This is a genomic window from Pseudomonas sp. 2848, from assembly GCF_003253945.1.
Classification (GTDB): Bacteria; Pseudomonadota; Gammaproteobacteria; order Pseudomonadales; family Pseudomonadaceae; genus Aquipseudomonas.
This window is the reverse complement of sequence record NZ_QKZD01000005.1, coordinates 413,705-428,628: the sequence shown is the minus strand read 5'-3', so window position 1 is coordinate 428,628 and position 14,924 is coordinate 413,705. Positions and strand designations below refer to the sequence as shown.

13 protein-coding genes are annotated in these 14,924 nt (G+C 64.8%); 2 read left to right on the top strand and 11 right to left on the bottom strand.

Going from position 1 to position 14,924, the window contains the following annotated elements:
- Positions 1-1,806 (top strand): thioesterase domain-containing protein (locus DFS21_RS13125; RefSeq protein WP_146603142.1); only part of this gene is annotated, 1,806 nt, incomplete at its 5' end.
- 94 nt (positions 1,807-1,900) lie between these two features.
- On the opposite strand, the gene DFS21_RS13120 is transcribed toward DFS21_RS13125, so the two are convergent.
- Positions 1,901-2,692, bottom strand: a complete 792-nt coding sequence (locus tag DFS21_RS13120) for an RHS repeat-associated core domain-containing protein (RefSeq protein ID WP_111532458.1) — start codon at positions 2,690-2,692, stop codon at positions 1,901-1,903.
- A gap of 292 nt (positions 2,693-2,984) precedes the next feature.
- Between DFS21_RS13120 and DFS21_RS13115 the strand changes: the two genes are divergently transcribed.
- Positions 2,985-5,165, top strand: coding sequence for an ATP-binding protein (locus DFS21_RS13115; RefSeq protein WP_110699705.1), 2,181 nt, complete (start codon positions 2,985-2,987; stop codon positions 5,163-5,165).
- A gap of 46 nt (positions 5,166-5,211) precedes the next feature.
- On the opposite strand, the gene DFS21_RS13110 is transcribed toward DFS21_RS13115, so the two are convergent.
- The 10 genes from DFS21_RS13110 to DFS21_RS13065 form a co-directional block, all read right to left on the bottom strand.
- On the bottom strand, positions 5,212-7,392 hold the full coding sequence (locus DFS21_RS13110) for an ATP-binding protein (RefSeq protein WP_110699703.1): 2,181 nt from the start codon (positions 7,390-7,392) through the stop codon (positions 5,212-5,214).
- An 82-nt stretch (positions 7,393-7,474) separates the two neighbouring features.
- Complete coding sequence (locus DFS21_RS13105) at positions 7,475-8,038, bottom strand: NUDIX hydrolase (protein ID WP_110699701.1); 564 nt, start codon at positions 8,036-8,038, stop codon at positions 7,475-7,477.
- Positions 8,039-8,040: 2 nt separating this feature from the next.
- On the bottom strand, positions 8,041-8,793 hold the full coding sequence (locus DFS21_RS13100) for a GntR family transcriptional regulator (protein WP_102682368.1): 753 nt from the start codon (positions 8,791-8,793) through the stop codon (positions 8,041-8,043).
- Between the two features lie 88 nt (positions 8,794-8,881).
- A complete protein-coding gene (locus DFS21_RS13095; RefSeq protein WP_111532457.1) occupies positions 8,882-9,271 on the bottom strand; it encodes a carboxymuconolactone decarboxylase family protein in 390 nt (129 codons plus the stop codon).
- A gap of 65 nt (positions 9,272-9,336) precedes the next feature.
- On the bottom strand, positions 9,337-9,822 hold the full coding sequence (locus tag DFS21_RS13090; protein WP_102682370.1) for a flavin reductase family protein: 486 nt from the start codon (positions 9,820-9,822) through the stop codon (positions 9,337-9,339).
- A gap of 12 nt (positions 9,823-9,834) precedes the next feature.
- Positions 9,835-11,316, bottom strand: a complete 1,482-nt coding sequence (locus DFS21_RS13085) for an aldehyde dehydrogenase (RefSeq protein WP_046855237.1) — start codon at positions 11,314-11,316, stop codon at positions 9,835-9,837.
- Positions 11,313-12,146 carry an alpha/beta fold hydrolase gene (locus DFS21_RS13080; RefSeq protein WP_110699699.1) on the bottom strand — a complete coding sequence of 278 codons (834 nt, stop codon included), beginning with the start codon at positions 12,144-12,146 and terminating at the stop codon, positions 11,313-11,315. Before DFS21_RS13080 ends, DFS21_RS13085 begins: the two co-directional genes overlap by 4 nt.
- A gap of 68 nt (positions 12,147-12,214) precedes the next feature.
- A complete protein-coding gene (locus DFS21_RS13075; protein WP_110699697.1) occupies positions 12,215-12,811 on the bottom strand; it encodes an amino acid synthesis family protein in 597 nt (198 codons plus the stop codon).
- Between the two features lie 283 nt (positions 12,812-13,094).
- Positions 13,095-14,138: an LLM class flavin-dependent oxidoreductase gene (locus DFS21_RS13070; RefSeq protein WP_110699695.1), complete on the bottom strand. Its 1,044-nt coding sequence runs from the start codon at positions 14,136-14,138 to the stop codon at positions 13,095-13,097.
- A 74-nt stretch (positions 14,139-14,212) separates the two neighbouring features.
- Positions 14,213-14,698 (bottom strand): flavin reductase family protein, encoded by a 486-nt coding sequence (locus DFS21_RS13065; protein ID WP_023630914.1) that lies wholly within the window; start codon positions 14,696-14,698, stop codon positions 14,213-14,215.
- Between the last annotated feature and the right edge of the window lie 226 nt (positions 14,699-14,924).

Below are 14,924 nucleotides of genomic sequence, written 5' to 3'. Positions count from 1 at the left end.
GGCGAGGATTGCGACAACCTGATCAACATGTACGGCATCACCGAGACCACGGTGCACGTGACGTACCGGCCGATCCGCTTCGCCGACACGCAACAGGCGGGCAGCCCGATCGGTGCGGCGATTCCGGACCTGTCGATGTATGTGCTGGACGCTGACTTCAATCCGGTGGCCAAGGGCTGCACCGGCGAGTTGCATGTCGGCCACGCCGGCCTGGCACGCGGTTACCACAACCGCGCCTCGCTGACCGCCGAGCGCTTCGTGCCGGACCCGTTCTCCAGTGAAGGCGGGCGCCTGTACCGCACCGGTGACCTGGCGCGTTACCGCGAACAGGGCGTGATCGAGTACGTGGGCCGTATCGACCATCAGGTGAAGATCCGTGGCTTCCGTATCGAACTGGGCGAGATCGAAACACGCCTGCAAGAACATGCGGCGGTGCGTGAAGTGCTGGTGCTGGATATCGACGGGGCAGGGGGCAAGCAACTGGCGGCCTACCTGATTGCGAATGATCCATCCGCTGACCCGCAAGTGATGCGCGACACGCTGAAACAGCACCTGAAAGCCAACCTGCCGGACTACATGGTGCCGACGCACTTCCTGGTCTTGGCGCAGTGGCCACTGACCGCCAACGGCAAGCTGGACCGCAAGGCCTTGCCCAAGCCGGACGCCAGCCAGCTGCAACAAGGCTACGTGGCTCCGCGCACGGAACTGGAACAGCAACTGGCGGCGATCTGGAGCGAAGTGCTGAAGGTCGAGCAGGTGGGCCTGCACGACAACTTCTTCGAACTCGGCGGCCACTCGTTGCTGGTGATCACCCTGGTGAACAAGGTGCGCGAAGCCTTCGCCATCAACATCAGCCTGCATGAGTTCATGCTGATGGCCAGCTTCGAGGAACTGGCCAACTTCATCGGTGGCGGCAAGGATCGCCTGAAATCGCCGGTGATCAACCTCAACGGCTGCCAGCGCCAGCGCCCGGCGCTGTTCTGCCTGCCGCCAGGTGGCGGCGGTGCCTACGCCTACTACCCGCTGGCCAGCCGCCTGGCCGATGAGCGCCCGGTGTATGGCCTGGTCAACCGCTGCTATGCCGAGCCGGGCTGGGTGGACGAATCCTGGGCGGCGATGGTCGGCTATTACGTCGAGCAGATCCGCCGTACCCAGGCCAGCGGCCCGTACCATCTGCTGGGTTGGTCCATGGGTGGCGCGCTGGCGCTGGAGGTGGCCCACGCCCTGGAGCAGGCCGGCCAGCAGGTCGGTTTCGTCGGCCTGGTCGACACCCTGCTGCCGCAGGAGGTATCCGGTCTCGACGCCGAGCCTGTCGAGGTGGTGCAGGTGGCGGGGGCGGACGAGAGCCTGCTGCGTGGCCTGCTGGCCTTTGCGCCGGGCGTCGGCGAGGCGCGGATCGCTGGCTTCATCGACGAGGCCGAGCGTCTGCCGGCCGAGGTCGACAGGACCGAGTGGGTCATCGAACAGGTGGCCGCCGCGGGGAATGTCAGCGCCGAACGCCTGCGCAGCATCCACGAGGATGTGCACTTGCAGCGGGAGATCGTCGATGGTTTCGCCGTGCTCGACCGCAACGCCGAACTGAGCCAGGCATTCCGCCTGCGCCCGCTGGCGGTCCAGGTGGACTGCTGGTGGGCCAGTGAAAGCCGCAGCGCCGAGCGGGTACGCCTGGGCGAGGCGGGGCTGCTGGCCCAGGCTTCGGTCAACGGGCTGGCCAGTTCGACGGTGATCGCCGATAGGCATGAGGGTGTGATCAACGCCGTCGCATTCACCGACGGGCTGGTGCAGCGGCTTGCCGACAAGGCGTAAGGGTTGCTGTCGCAGCGAGCCGGGACCGCACTGTGGTCCCGGCATCGCTGCCCATCAAACCGTGCGCAGGCGCGCCTTCTCCACCTGTTGCATTTTACTGACGTCGTTTAATCTGGCCAACTGGATTCCGAAGTTGATCCACCTTTTGTGCGAGATGCTTTACGAGTGCTTCCTTGCCTTCGGAGTAGTCGTCGATATGTTCTTGCATAGCCGCTGCGTTTGCCACAACAGGAGCGGCGGCATAGCTAATTCTCGCAGCGACGGCTCTTTGGCCCTGCCGGATGATGTCTTCCAAGAGATCACGATTACCGGAAGTGATACCAAGATCAGGTAGATTGAAACTGGCGCTATTACCTGCGATGCGATCAGGATTGGGTAGGGCACGGGCGGCGAACAGTGCGTTCTGCGTGGTGACCTTACTGATGAGGTCCGAATGGCCTGGGTAGCGTAATTTAAGTGTGTCTATATCAGTGTGATGAACGGATCCGACACGCTCGACTTGAATTGCCTTGGGCAGGTCACTGAGCTGACCTAAGTCAACAGCGCGGCGTTGGTGAACCTGTTTAAAGGTTCCTCGAGGATCGGCATGATTTATTGGGTCTGCGGAACAATATCCGTAGCTATTGATGCCCCCGTCAGCAAAAGGACTCAGTCTGTCCGGTGAGCAAAACCTCATCAGTACCGGGCTATAGGTGCGATATCCGTTGCCCAGCGGGTAGCAGCCTGACCACGGGTCTCGAATCACGCCATTGAATCCCAGTTGTGAACTAGTCGCGTCGCGAGGTGGATCGTATCCATAGGCCGAATAGGCAAACTCATGGCTTGAACTTCGTACCACCGAGCGTGCCAGGTTGCTCGCCAGCAAAGCGGTCGAGGATTTGCTCATGGGTGCCCATACTGTTCAGACATGATCGTTCCACGTTAACGTGCGCACCTAGCCAGCGAAACTGACAAAAATGCCAGGTATGGCGCTACCCCCAAAAGGACTTGATATGCCCGAACCCTCCAACCTGTTGGCCTTCGCCCTGATCAGCCTGGGCATGGTGCTGGCCGCCCTGGCCGTGCGCATGCTGGCCGAAGGGCGCCGTTGATCACGTCCGGCGATCCGATGGAACGTTTTGCCACCGGGCGATTTCCTACCCTCATGGGAAAGATAACGTGCCCGGGATTACCGAGACATGAAAGCTCGCCAGGAGAGCAAGAAGGCCAACCTGCAACCATTGCCGGCATTCATGCGCGGCGGTGGCGAGGTCAGCTGCCTGTTGCAGGCGATGGACTGGCGGCACTCGCCGCTGGGTGCGCCGGACCAATGGTCGCCGGCATTGCAGGCGATGGTGGCCATGCTCCTGCCTGCCCAGGCGCAGATCGTGTTGTTCTGGGGCCCGCTATACATCGCGCTGTACAACGATGCGTATTGGCCGACCATCGGTGACAAGCATCCCGGCGCGCTGGGGCAACCCGCCAAGGCGCACTGGAGCGAGCTCTGGGACGACCTCGAGCCTTTGCTGCGCGGGGTGCGTGAAACCGGCGTGACATTCTCTGCCAGGGATCGGCCGTTCTACATCGTGCGCCACGGGCCGGGCGAAACGGCGTACTTCGATGTCTCCTATTCCGCGGTGCGTGAAGTTGACGGTTCCGTTGGGGGCGTGCTGTGCATCGTCACCGAAACCTCGGAGCGGGTGCATTTCCAGCAGCGCCAGGCATTTCTCCAGGAACTGCGCCAGGCCTTGCCCGGCCTGGGCCAGGCCGAGCGCATCGAAGCCCACGCGGTACGCCGCCTGGCCAAGGAATTGGGCGCGGCGCGGGTCTGCTTTGGTGAAGACCTGGGCGATGGGCGCCGTTATCGGGTCGCCCAGGAGTGCGCCGCGCAGGTGCCGCCGATCACCGGCCTCAACCAGTACGCGGCCTTGGACCCGGCACTGCGCGAGGCGCTGCTCGCCGGCCAGGTGGTGCAGCGTAACTATGCGGCGAACAACATGGCACCGGCGGGCTTCAAGGGCCTGTGCGCCACGCTGCATGCCCCGGTGCTGCGTGCCGAGCGCCTGGAGGCGATGCTCGCGGTGCATTTCCACACGCCCCATGCATGGACCACCAGCGAATGCCTGCTGGTCGAAGAGGCCGCCGGCCAAGTGTGGGCGGCGATCACCCATGCCCGTTCCGAGCGCGCCTTGCATGTGCTCAATGAAAACCTCGAGGAGCGGGTGGCGAACATGATGACCCATCGCGAAGCCTCGTTGGTGCAGTTGCACGAAGCACGCAAGATGGAGATGATCGGCCAGCTGACCGGTGGCATCGCCCATGACCTCAACAATATGCTCACGCCGATCATTGCTTCCCTCGAATTGCTGCGCCGCCACCCCCAGCCGGAACGGGCCGAACGCCTGATCGACGGCGGCTTGCAGGCGGCGGAGCGGGCGCGCAACCTGGTCGGGCGCCTGCTCAGCTTCGCCCGGCGCCAGACCCTAAAGCCGGTTACGGTGTCACTGGCAGTGCTGGTGGAGGACATGCACGAACTGATGGCGCGCTCCCTGGGGCCGACCATCGTGCTGCAGGTCAATATCGACAAGGCTTTGCCAGGGGTTATGGTGGACCCGCACCAATTGGAGCTGGCCCTGCTGAACCTGGTGGTCAATGCCCGTGACGCGATGAGCGAAGGCGGCCAGCTGACCATCCGCGCTGGCGCCGAGGAAGCCGGCATGCCCAGGCCGCCTGGATTGCAGGGCGGGCAACAGCTATGGCTGCAGGTCAGCGATACCGGTTGTGGCATGAGTGAAGAGGTGTTGGCGCATTGCGTCGAGCCATTTTACTCGACCAAAGGGGTGGGCCGGGGCACTGGCCTGGGCCTGCCGATGGTGCAGGGGCTGGCGTTGCAGTCCGGTGGGGGCTTCGTTATTCATTCCCAGCCGGGCCAGGGGACCGAGGCGACCTTGTGGCTGCCGGCCAGTGAGAGCAGCGTGGCGGCGCGCATGGCCGAGCCTGTCGAGGCGGTCAGTGCGCAGCGGCCGACCCGGGTGTTGCTGGTGGATGACGAACCCCTGGTGCGCCAGGCAACGCTGATGCAGCTACAGGCGCTGGGGTATGAGGTAACGGAGGCTAGCGGGCCTGTCCAGGCCCTGGCGCTGCTGGAAAAGGGCCTGGTGCCCGATGTGTTGCTGACCGACCATGTGATGGCCGAGATGACCGGCGTGCGCTTCGCCCAGCAGGTGCGCGAGCAACTGGCCCAGCTGCCGGTGCTGATCATCACCGGCTACACCAACCTCACACCGCGTGAACTGCATGGGTTCGGCGTGCTGCGCAAGCCGTTCCGCCAGGATGAACTGGGGCGCAGCCTGACGCGCTTGCTGGCGGCGCGGGGGTGATTCGACTGGGCAGGGCGTTTTGCCAGTTGCCTGCCCAACGCGCCGCTCACTGCCTTCCCAGCACGTCCCCCAGCATCCGGCACACCTGCTCGGCCGAATAGGGCTTGGCCAGGAAGGCGAAGCCCTGGTGGCCACCTTCGGCAATCGCCTCGCTGTAGCCGGAGGTCAGGATCACCGGCAGATGGGGTTGGCTGCGCCGTAGCTCCCTGGCCAGGGCCAGGCCGCCCATGCCAGGCATCACCACGTCGGAAAACACCGCGTCGAATCCACTTTGTGCCGAAGCGATCTGCATCAGCGCATCCTCTGCCGAGATCGCCCAACTGATTCGGTAGCCATGATCGCGCAGGATCTGCGCGGTAAAACTGCCGACATCGGGGTTGTCCTCGACCACCAGGATATGTCGGCGCTCGCCATTGGGCGCCAGCGTCGGCAACGCGGTGCTGACTTCGGCATCGGCCTGGGCCACCTGGGGCAGGTACAGGGTGAAGGTGGTGCCCAGGCCTTCGCGGCTGCTGACCTGGACATCGCCCCCCGACTGTTTGACGAAGCCGAACACCTGCGACAGGCCGAGCCCGGTGCCCTGGCCGGCGGCCTTCGTGGTGAAGAACGGGTCGAAGATGCGCTCCAGCAGGTGCGGGGCAATGCCCACGCCGCTGTCGACCACCGAGATGGCAGCGAATGGCCCGGCTTGGGGGGCCTGGCCACGCAGCGCCGGCAACTGCTGGTTGGCTTCCAGGCGCAGGCGCAAGGTGCCCGCGCCGGCCATGGCGTCGCGGCCGTTGATCATCAGGTTGATCACCGCGGTTTCCAGTTGGCCGAGGTCTGCGTGCACGTGGCAGGGCGTGTCGGGCAGTTCCAGGCTCACCTGGATGCGCGCGCCGGTGGCGGTATCGAGCATTTCGGCCATCGCCTCGAGCCTGGGGCCGGCGTCGAATACCTGTGGGCTGAGCGCCTGGCGGCGGGCGAAGGCGAGCAGTTGCCCGGTCAGCTTGGCGCCGCGGTCGACGGTGTCGGACACGGTCTTGAGATAGCGGCTGCGCCGGTTCTCGTCGAGGTCCGGGCGCTGCAGGAAATGGATGGAGGAGCGGATGATGGTCAGCAGGTTGTTGAAGTCATGGGCCACGCCCCCCGTGAGCTGCCCGATGGCCTCGAGCTTCTGGGTCTGGCGCAGGACAGCCTCGGTATGCAGCAACTGGCTGGTGCGCTCTTCCACGCGTTGTTCGAGGGTGGTATTGAGGGCCTCCAGGGCGGTCAGTGCCTCGCGCACCTCGGCGTTGGCCTGGACCCGCTGGATATGCGCCCAGCAGCGTTCGGTCACTTCGCCGATCAAGGTCTGTTCGTAATCGGTCCAGGCCCTGGGCTGCTTGTCGTGGATGGCCATCAGCGCGGTCAGGCGGCCCTCCTTGATCAACGGCATGCAGATGGTCGCGGTGATGCCGATGGCCTGGAAGGTCGCCGACTCGGGTGCCGGCAACTGGCTGAGATTGTCATCGATCACCAGCGCCAGGCCTGCGCGCAGGCGGCTGACGGCCAGCGCGCCGAAGTCGGCCAGGCGGTACTGGCCGATCAGCCGTGGCGAGCCCGGTGCGACCCAGTCGCCGCAAATGGTGAAGCCGTCCTCGTCGGGCGCCATCACCGCATAGGCGCAGCTGGACAACTGCAGGTGCTCGCCAAGCAGGCGAGTGGTGGTGGCCATGATCCGTTCCGGATCGGTGGCATTGGCGGCAGCCCGGCCGAGGCTGTCGAGGAAGTTCAGACGGCGGTTGGCGACCACGCTCGCGGTGGTTTCGGTGACCGTGTCGAGCATGCCCACTACCTTGCCGTCGTTGTCGCGCACCGGGCTGTAACAGAAGGTGAAATAGGCGCGCTCCGGGCTGCCATGGCGCTCGATCGTCAGCGGGAAGTCCTCGATGTACACCGCCTCGCCGGCGAGCGCGCGCTGGGCCAGGTGGCGGATAGTGCTCCAGGCTTCCTGCCAGACATCGCTGAAGGGCCGGCCCAGGGCGGTCGGCTTGCCGCCCAGGATCTCGCTGAAGGCGTCGTTGTGCAGGGTGATCAACGCATCGCCCCAGAGCACGGCCTGGGGAAAGCGCGAGGCCAGGCACAGGGCGACGCTGGTCTTGAGTACGTCGGGCCAGCTATCCAGCGGGCCGAGGGGCGTGGATGCCCAGTCGTGGTTGCGGATGCGCGCGGCCATCAGCCCGCCGCCGTCTAGCCATTTCGCCATGAACGTTTGCCGGTCCTTTTGCGTGAGACCATCAGGGTGCACCGAGACGCGACGCTTGGCGAGGGATTTGTGTGCGCCATCGTCAGCGGATGAAGTGCACCTTGCCGGTATCGTCATTGCCCATGTAGATGCCGTACACACCGGCCTGGCGCTCGAGGATGTAGCGCTCGAGGATCTGCCGGATCGCCGGGTAGTAGATTTCGTCCCAGGGGATCTGGTCCGGTTCGAAGAAACGATAGTCCAGGGTCTCGGGCCCGTATTCGCCGGTTTCCTCGGTGACCACGGCGCGGAAGATGATGTACACCTCGCTGATCCTCGGCACGCTGAAGATCGAGTAGGGCGAGACGATGTCGGCGCGCACGCCGCTCTCTTCCCATACCTCGCGCAGCGCCGCCTGCTCGGTGGTCTCGCCGGCTTCCATGAACCCGGCCGGCAAGGTCCAGGTGCCGGGGCGCGGCGGGATGGCGCGCTGGCACAGCAGGTACTTGCCGTCGCGCTCGATGATGCAGCCGGCGATGATCTTCGGATTGAGGTAGTGGATGTAGCCGCAACCGGTGCAGTGAAGACGTTCGTGGGTGTCGCCGTTGGGGACGCCCCGGGCCAGTTCCGTGGTGCAGTGCGGGCAGTAGCGCGGGGCGGTGGGCATGGTCAGCGGCCTATGCGAGGGTCCTTGAGGGGCAGGGGGGCGACGATATCGCGGACCTTGGCGTTGTCGTCCTGCTTCTGGCGCAGGTAGTCGAGGGCGACCTTGGCAGCGGCGCGCACATGGTCGACCGAGGCCTGGTGGGCGGCCTGGGGGTCGCCGCCCTTGATCGCCTCGACGATCTTTTCCATCTCGAGGTTGCTGGCGCCCCGGCGGTTTTCCTGGGACACCGAGGTGGCGCGCAGGTAGCTGATGCGCGCCTGCAACTGGCGCAGCTGCTGGGCGGCGACCTGGTTGCCCGAGCCTTCGAGCAGCACGTCGTAGAAGCCTTGCACCGAGTCGAGCACCTGTTGCAGCTCACCGTCCTCCAGGGCCTCGCGGTTGACCTCCAGGGCGCGCTCCAGGGCACGGATGTCCTTGGCCTTGGCGTTGAGGGTGAACAGTTGCACGATAAGGCCTTCGAGCACGCAGCGCAGCTCATAGATGTCGCGGGCGTCCTCCAGTGTGATGATGGCCACCCGTGGCCCCTTGGCGTCGGCGAACTCCACCAGGCCTTCGGACTCCAGGTGACGCAGGGCCTCGCGCACCGAGGTGCGGCTGACGCCAAGGCGCTCGCAAAGGTCGCGTTCGACCAGGCGGTCGCCCGGCAGCAGGTGGAAGTTCATGATCGCGCCGCGCAGTTTGTCGAGCACGATTTCACGCAGGGTGACGGGGTTGCGGTTGACCTTGAAGCTGTCGTCGAGGGGCTGGCGTTTCATCAGGGGCGCTCTTAATGCGGCTGTTGCGCCAACATCGCGGAATGCCTCGAACCCGGGCATTCCTTGCGGTGGTTCACACAGCCCGCTGTTAACGGGTTGCCTGCGCGTCGGCTTCGGCGAACGCCTCGCGGGCCAGGCGGAAACTGTCCACCGCCGCAGGTACGCCGCAGTAAATGCCGACTTGAAGCAGGATCTCGCGAATCTGTTCGCGGCTCAGGCCATTACGCAAGGCGCCGCGGATGTGCAGCTTGAGTTCGTGGGGCCGGTTGAGCGCGGAAATCATTGCCAAGTTTATCATGCTGCGCTCTTTGAGCGACAAGCCTTCGCGGCCCCACACGTGGCCCCAGCAGTATTCGGTGACCAGCTCCTGGAGTGGCTGGGTGAAGGCGTCGGCGTTCTCGAGCGAGCGCTGGACGTATTCCTCGCCGAGCACCTGGGTGCGGATCTGCAGGCCTTTTTCGTACTTTTCGTTGTTCATGGCCAGGGTCCTGTGTGACTGAATGGAAAATGGGGGCTGGGGCCGCAAAGCGGCCCCAGCGGATCTCAGCCCAGCGGCGGCAGTGCGCCGAGCTTGCCCTTGTGGTACACCATGGGCGTTACCGGCTGCTCGGGCAGCACCAGGTTCTTCACCTGGCCAACGATGATCGCGTGGTCGCCGCCATCGTATTCGCGCCACAGTTCGCACTCGATGATCGCTGTGGCCTTGGTCAGCAGCGGGTTGCCCAGTTCGCTCAACTGCCAGTCGATGCCCTTGGCCTTGTCCTTGCCTTTGCCGGCGAAGGCATAGGCCTCGGCGGTCTGGTCGGCGGACAGCAGGTGGATGGCGAACCGCTTGCTGTCGCGCAGGATCGGGTAGGTGTCGGAGGCGTAGTTGGGGCAGAAAAGCACCAGTGCCGGCTCGATCGACAGCGCGCTGAACGCGCTGGCGGTGATGCCGACGATGCCGCCGTCGGCGTCCAGGGTGGTGACCACGGTGACGCCGGACGGGAACGAGCCCATCACGTCTTTGTAGATGCCGGGTTCGATCATGGTGGCGTTCTCCTAGCGCATCACAAAGGGGTCGGGCATGGGCGCTGTGGACAGGTTGATCCACACCGTCTTCAGCTCGGTATAGGCCAGCACCGAGTCGATGCCGCTCTCGCGGCCATAACCGCTGTTCTTGAAGCCGCCAATGGGGGCCATTGCCGATACGGCGCGGTAGGTGTTGACCCAGATGATCCCCGAGCGCACGTCACGGGCCAGGCGATGGGCGCGGCCCAGGTCGCGGGTCCAGATACCGGCGGCCAGGCCGAACTGCGAGTCGTTGGCCATCGCCAGGGCCTGCTCCTCGGTCTTGAAGCGGATCACCGCGGCGACCGGGCCGAACACTTCTTCCTGCATGATGGTCATCGAGTTGCTGTCGCATTCGAACAGGGTCGGCTCGTAGAACCAGCCGTCACCTTCGACCTCTGCACGTTTGCCGCCCATGCGCAGGGTGGCGCCCTCGGCCTTGGCCGCGGCCACCAGGCCTTCGATCACCGCCAGTTGCTGGGCGGTGGCGATCGGGCCCATCTCGCTGCTGTCGTCTTGCGGGTTGCCGATGCGGATACTTTTGGCGCGGGCGATCAGGCGTTCGACGAACTCGTCGAAGATCTCATCCTGCACCAGCAGGCGCGAACCGGCCACGCAGCTTTGTCCGGAGGCGGCATAGATGCCGGCCACGGCGCCGTTGATGGCGCTGTCCAGGTCGGCGTCGGCGAAGATGATGTTCGGCGACTTGCCGCCCAGCTCCAGCGACAGCTTGGCGAAGTTCTCGGCGCTGCTGCGCACCACGTGACGGGCAGTGGCGGCGCCGCCGGTGAAGGCGATCTTGCGCACCAGCGGGTGGCGGGTCAGCGCCGCGCCGGTGCTTGGGCCGTAACCTGTGACCACGTTGACCACGCCAGCCGGGAAGCCGGCTTCCAGGGCCAGGCGGGCCAGCTCGAGCAGGGTCGCCGAGGCGTGCTCCGAGGGCTTGAGCACGATGGTGTTGCCGGCGGCCAGGGCCGGGGCCAGCTTGATCGCGGTGAGGTACAGCGGGCTGTTCCACGGGATGATCCCGGCCACCACGCCGATCGGCTCGTGCACGGTGTAGGCAAACAGGTCCGGCTTGTCCAGTGGCAGGGTGCCGCCTTCGAGCTTGTCGGCCAGGCCTGCGGTGTAGTGGAAGAACTCCGGCAGGTAGCCGACCTGGCCGCGGGTTTCGCGGATCAGCTTGCCGTTGTCGCGGCTTTCCAGCTGGGCCAGGTGTTCCTTGTTCTCGGCAATCAGGTCGCCGAGGCGGCGCAGCAGCTTGCCTCGGGCGGTGGCGGTGAGGCCGCGCCAGGCCTTGCCTTCGAAGGCGCGCTGGGCGGCCTGCACGGCAAGCTCGACATCGGCTTCGCCGGCATCGGGCAGTTGCGCCCAGGCCTTGGCGGTGGCCGGGTCGAGGCTGTCGAAGGTCTTGCCGCTCTGGGCATCGCGCCATTGGCCGTCGATGCACATCTGGAAACGAACGAGGGTCATGCGACTATCCCCTTGGCGGATTCGGAGAGGGTGCGGGCCTGCCTGAGGAAGTCCAGCAGCATCTTGTTGACTTCGCGCGGTGCTTCCACCGGCATCATATGCCTTTGCTCGGCGAGGACCACGCTCTGCGCGCCGGGAATCCGTGCGGCGAGTTGGCGGGTCATGGCCGGAGTGGAACCGCTGTCGAGCTCGCCCGTGGCGATCAGCGTCGGCACCTGGATGTTGCCCAGGTCGGCTTCGCGGTACATGTCCTGGGTGGCGAACAGCGAATAGGTGGTGTGGTAGCCCTGCGGGTCGTTGCTCGCCAGGATCTGGCGGATGGCGGCGACCTGGGCCGGGTTGGCGGCCTTGTACTCGCGGCTGAACCAGCGCTCGAGCGCGGCGTCGACGTTGGCGTCGGGGCCCTGTTCAAAGGCTTGCGCGGCGCGTGCGATCACCCCGGCGCTCTGCTCGGGGGTGCGGTTGAACACGCTGTTGAGTACCACCAGCGCGGCCAGGCGTTGCGGGTAGTTGAGCGCGAAGGCGCGGGCCACCAGGCCGCCCATGGAAAAGCCGATCACGCAGGCCTGGGCGACCTGCAGGTGGTCGAGCAGTTCAGCAAGCTGCTCGGCATAGCCCTCCAGCGGCGTATCGGCGCTGGGCACGCGGCTCTGGCCATGGCCGAGCATGTCGTAGGCGATGACGCGGTAGTCGTTGGCCAGGCCGACGATCTGCCCGCCCCACATTTCCTTGTTCAGGCCCACGCCGTGGATCAGTACCACGGGCTGGCCCTGGCCCAGGTCCAGGTAACTGGTCCCGGCCGGTGTACGTTCAGCGACAGGCTGAATCATGGAGGGCGCTCCTTGAAGGTCGGGCGCGGCGGGTATGCACGCCACGCCCAGGCCCGTCTTGGTTGTTGTTATTGAGCGTTGGCCTGTTCGGCAGCCAGTTCTTCCAGGTCGATGTAGCGGTTGCCGATGCGTGGGTGCAGGCGACCACCGTCGGCGGCGCCCAGCACCACGACGATTTCGTCGGCACGTGGAGCATCTTCGATCTGCATTTCCAGGGTGATGTAGTGCGAGCGCAGGCCTTCGTCGTCCTTCTGCATCATCGGGATCTGGATCGAGGTGCCGGGGCCGCCGCGTTTGTTGGTGAAGCTCAAGTAGCTCTTGGCCTGCACGGCTTCGCGGTAGTGGTTGCCGAAACGCAGGGTGTGGATTACGGCCGAGGCGTGCTCGATCTCGCCGTCGGCGCCGACCACGGCGGCCTTGCCGTAGGCCTCGATCTTGTCGGCTCCGCCGATGGCGGCAGTCAGGCGCTCGACCATCAGCGCGCCCAGCGCGGAGCAGTTGGCGCGGATCTCCGGCTTGAGGTCTTCGACAAAGCCGCGACCGGCCCATGGGTTCTTGATCACCACGGCCAGGCCGACCATGGTCACCGGCTTGTCGGTGGCTTTGCCGCCTTCGATGCGGGTCTCTTCGGAGTAGGTGACGATCTTGCGGATTTCGAAACTCATGGGGGCTCCTGGTTAGGGTTATCAGCTCTTGTTGTCTGATGGTATACCATAATATTTGATGTGCAAGGGTCGGTCGAAAATTTGTTTTCGTCAGGGGACGAAAGGACCGTTGGTACCTTGATTGCTTTACGTACTGGACTCATCGCGGGGCAAGCCCGCTCCCACGATGCATTCATGTCTGGCGCGTGGGCTTGCCCCGCGATGAGTAAAAAAGCCCGCCCACGCCGGCCACTGGGGCCAACGCGAGCGGGCTGGTTCCCGCAATCAATCAGGCAAAGGGAATTCAGGTGAAGGCCGGCACCACTTCCTTGATGAACAGCTCCAGCGACTTGCGTTTCTCGGCATGGGGCAGGCTGTTGTCGCACCAGAAGCTGAACTCGTCGACGCCGAGCGCCTGGTAGTACTTGATGCGCGCAATGATTTCTTCCGGCGTGCCGATCATGGTGTTCTTGCGAATGTTCTCCAGCGCGAAGGCCGGCACCTCGGCGAACTTCGATTCCGGGCTTGGTTCGAGGAAGCCATTGACCGGCACGGTCTTGTTGCCGAACCAGGCATCGAAGGTGCGGTAGAAGCGCGAGATGGCCTGGGCACCGACCTTCCAGCCATCCGGCTCGGCCGGGCTGTGCACGTGGGTGTGGCGCAGCACCATCAGCTGTGGGCGCGGCACGTCCGGGTTGTTGTCCAGCGCGGCCTGGAACTTGTTCTTCAGGTCCAGCACCTCTTCGTCGCCTTTCATCAGCGGGGTGACCATGACGTTGCAGCCGTTGGCCACGGCGAAGTTGTGCGAGTCAGGGTCGCGGGCGGCGATCCACATCGGCGGCATGCCCGGTTGTACCGGCTTGGGCACGCTGGTGGAGGTGGGGAAGTTGTAGATCTCGCCTTCATGGGCATAGTCGCCCTGCCACAGCTGCCGCACCGCCGGGACCATCTCGCGCAGGGCCTTGCCGCCATCGGTGGCCGGCATGCCGCCGGCCATGCGGTCGAATTCGAACTGGTAGGCGCCACGGGCCAGGCCCACTTCCATGCGGCCATTGCTGATCACATCGAGCAGGGCGCATTCGCCCGCCACGCGGATCGGGTTCCAGAAGGGCGCGATGATGGTGCCGGCGCCCAGGCGGATTTTCTCGGTGCGTGCGGCCAGGTAGGCCAGCAGCGGCATCGGGCTCGGCGAGATGGTGTACTCCATGGCGTGGTGTTCGCCGATCCACACGGTGCTGAAACCGCCGTCTTCGGCCATCAGGGTCAGTTCGGTGAGGTCTTCGAACAGCTGGCGGTGGCTGACCTGCTCATCCCAACGTTCCATGTGCACGAACAGCGAAAATTTCATGGGGCTTTTCCTCGGAGCTTTGTTGTTTTCGCCCGCCGTGGCAGGCGCTCTAAGTGGAATCAGTCGTCAGGGTCTCAGGCGAAGGCCGGCAGGCTGGCCATCTTGCCGCGGCAATAGACCATCGGGCGAGGCGCCTCCTGCGGGACGATCAGGTTGTGTACCTTACCGACCATGATGGCGTGGTCGCCGCCTTCGTATTCACGCCACAGTTCGCATTCGATCACGGCGGTGGCGCCAGCCAGGATCGGGTTGCCCAGTTCGCTCAGGGTCCACTCGATGCCAACGGCCTTGTCCTTGCCTTTTTTCGCGAACGCATACGCCTCGGCCTGCTGTTCACCGGAGAGCAGGTGAATGGCGAAGCGCTTGTTCTTCATCAGTACAGGGTAGGAGTCGGAGCTGTAGTTGGGGCAGAACAGCACCAGTGGCGGGTCCATCGACAGGGAGGAGAAGGCGCTGGCGGTGAGGCCGACGATCGAGCCGTCGTCGTCCAGGGTGGTGATGACGGTCACGCCGGAGGGGAAGGAGCCCAGGACGTGCTTGTAGACGGTTGCGTCGATCATCTCGTGTACCTCTGAAAAGGCTGCGGTGGTCCGCGGTTTTTATCGTTGATGTGTCTGATGGTATACCGTAATACCTTTATTGCAAGCGGAATTTTCCGTGCGCTGGAGTTCGCGATAAACGGTGCAAGCCCCCGTAATCACTGGTCTTGGTGTAAACCTTCGGGCTGCAAGTCAGTGCATGGAGCGGATCAGTTGTGGTGAAAATGAGCGGCGCAGTGTTGTCAAA

Excerpts from the sequence above, each read along its gene's own strand:
- DFS21_RS13120 (WP_111532458.1), bottom strand. The coding sequence starts at position 2,692 with ATGAGCAAATCCTCGACCGCTTTGCTGGCGAGCAACCTGGCACGCTCG.
- DFS21_RS13115 (WP_110699705.1), top strand. The coding sequence starts at position 2,985 with ATGAAAGCTCGCCAGGAGAGCAAGAAGGCCAACCTGCAACCATTGCCG.
- DFS21_RS13110 (WP_110699703.1), bottom strand. The coding sequence starts at position 7,392 with ATGGCGAAATGGCTAGACGGCGGCGGGCTGATGGCCGCGCGCATCCGC.
- DFS21_RS13105 (WP_110699701.1), bottom strand. The coding sequence starts at position 8,038 with ATGCCCACCGCCCCGCGCTACTGCCCGCACTGCACCACGGAACTGGCC.
- DFS21_RS13100 (WP_102682368.1), bottom strand. The coding sequence starts at position 8,793 with ATGAAACGCCAGCCCCTCGACGACAGCTTCAAGGTCAACCGCAACCCC.
- DFS21_RS13095 (WP_111532457.1), bottom strand. The coding sequence starts at position 9,271 with ATGAACAACGAAAAGTACGAAAAAGGCCTGCAGATCCGCACCCAGGTG.
- DFS21_RS13090 (WP_102682370.1), bottom strand. The coding sequence starts at position 9,822 with ATGATCGAACCCGGCATCTACAAAGACGTGATGGGCTCGTTCCCGTCC.
- DFS21_RS13085 (WP_046855237.1), bottom strand. The coding sequence starts at position 11,316 with ATGACCCTCGTTCGTTTCCAGATGTGCATCGACGGCCAATGGCGCGAT.
- DFS21_RS13080 (WP_110699699.1), bottom strand. The coding sequence starts at position 12,146 with ATGATTCAGCCTGTCGCTGAACGTACACCGGCCGGGACCAGTTACCTG.
- DFS21_RS13075 (WP_110699697.1), bottom strand. The coding sequence starts at position 12,811 with ATGAGTTTCGAAATCCGCAAGATCGTCACCTACTCCGAAGAGACCCGC.
- DFS21_RS13070 (WP_110699695.1), bottom strand. The coding sequence starts at position 14,138 with ATGAAATTTTCGCTGTTCGTGCACATGGAACGTTGGGATGAGCAGGTC.
- DFS21_RS13065 (WP_023630914.1), bottom strand. The coding sequence starts at position 14,698 with ATGATCGACGCAACCGTCTACAAGCACGTCCTGGGCTCCTTCCCCTCC.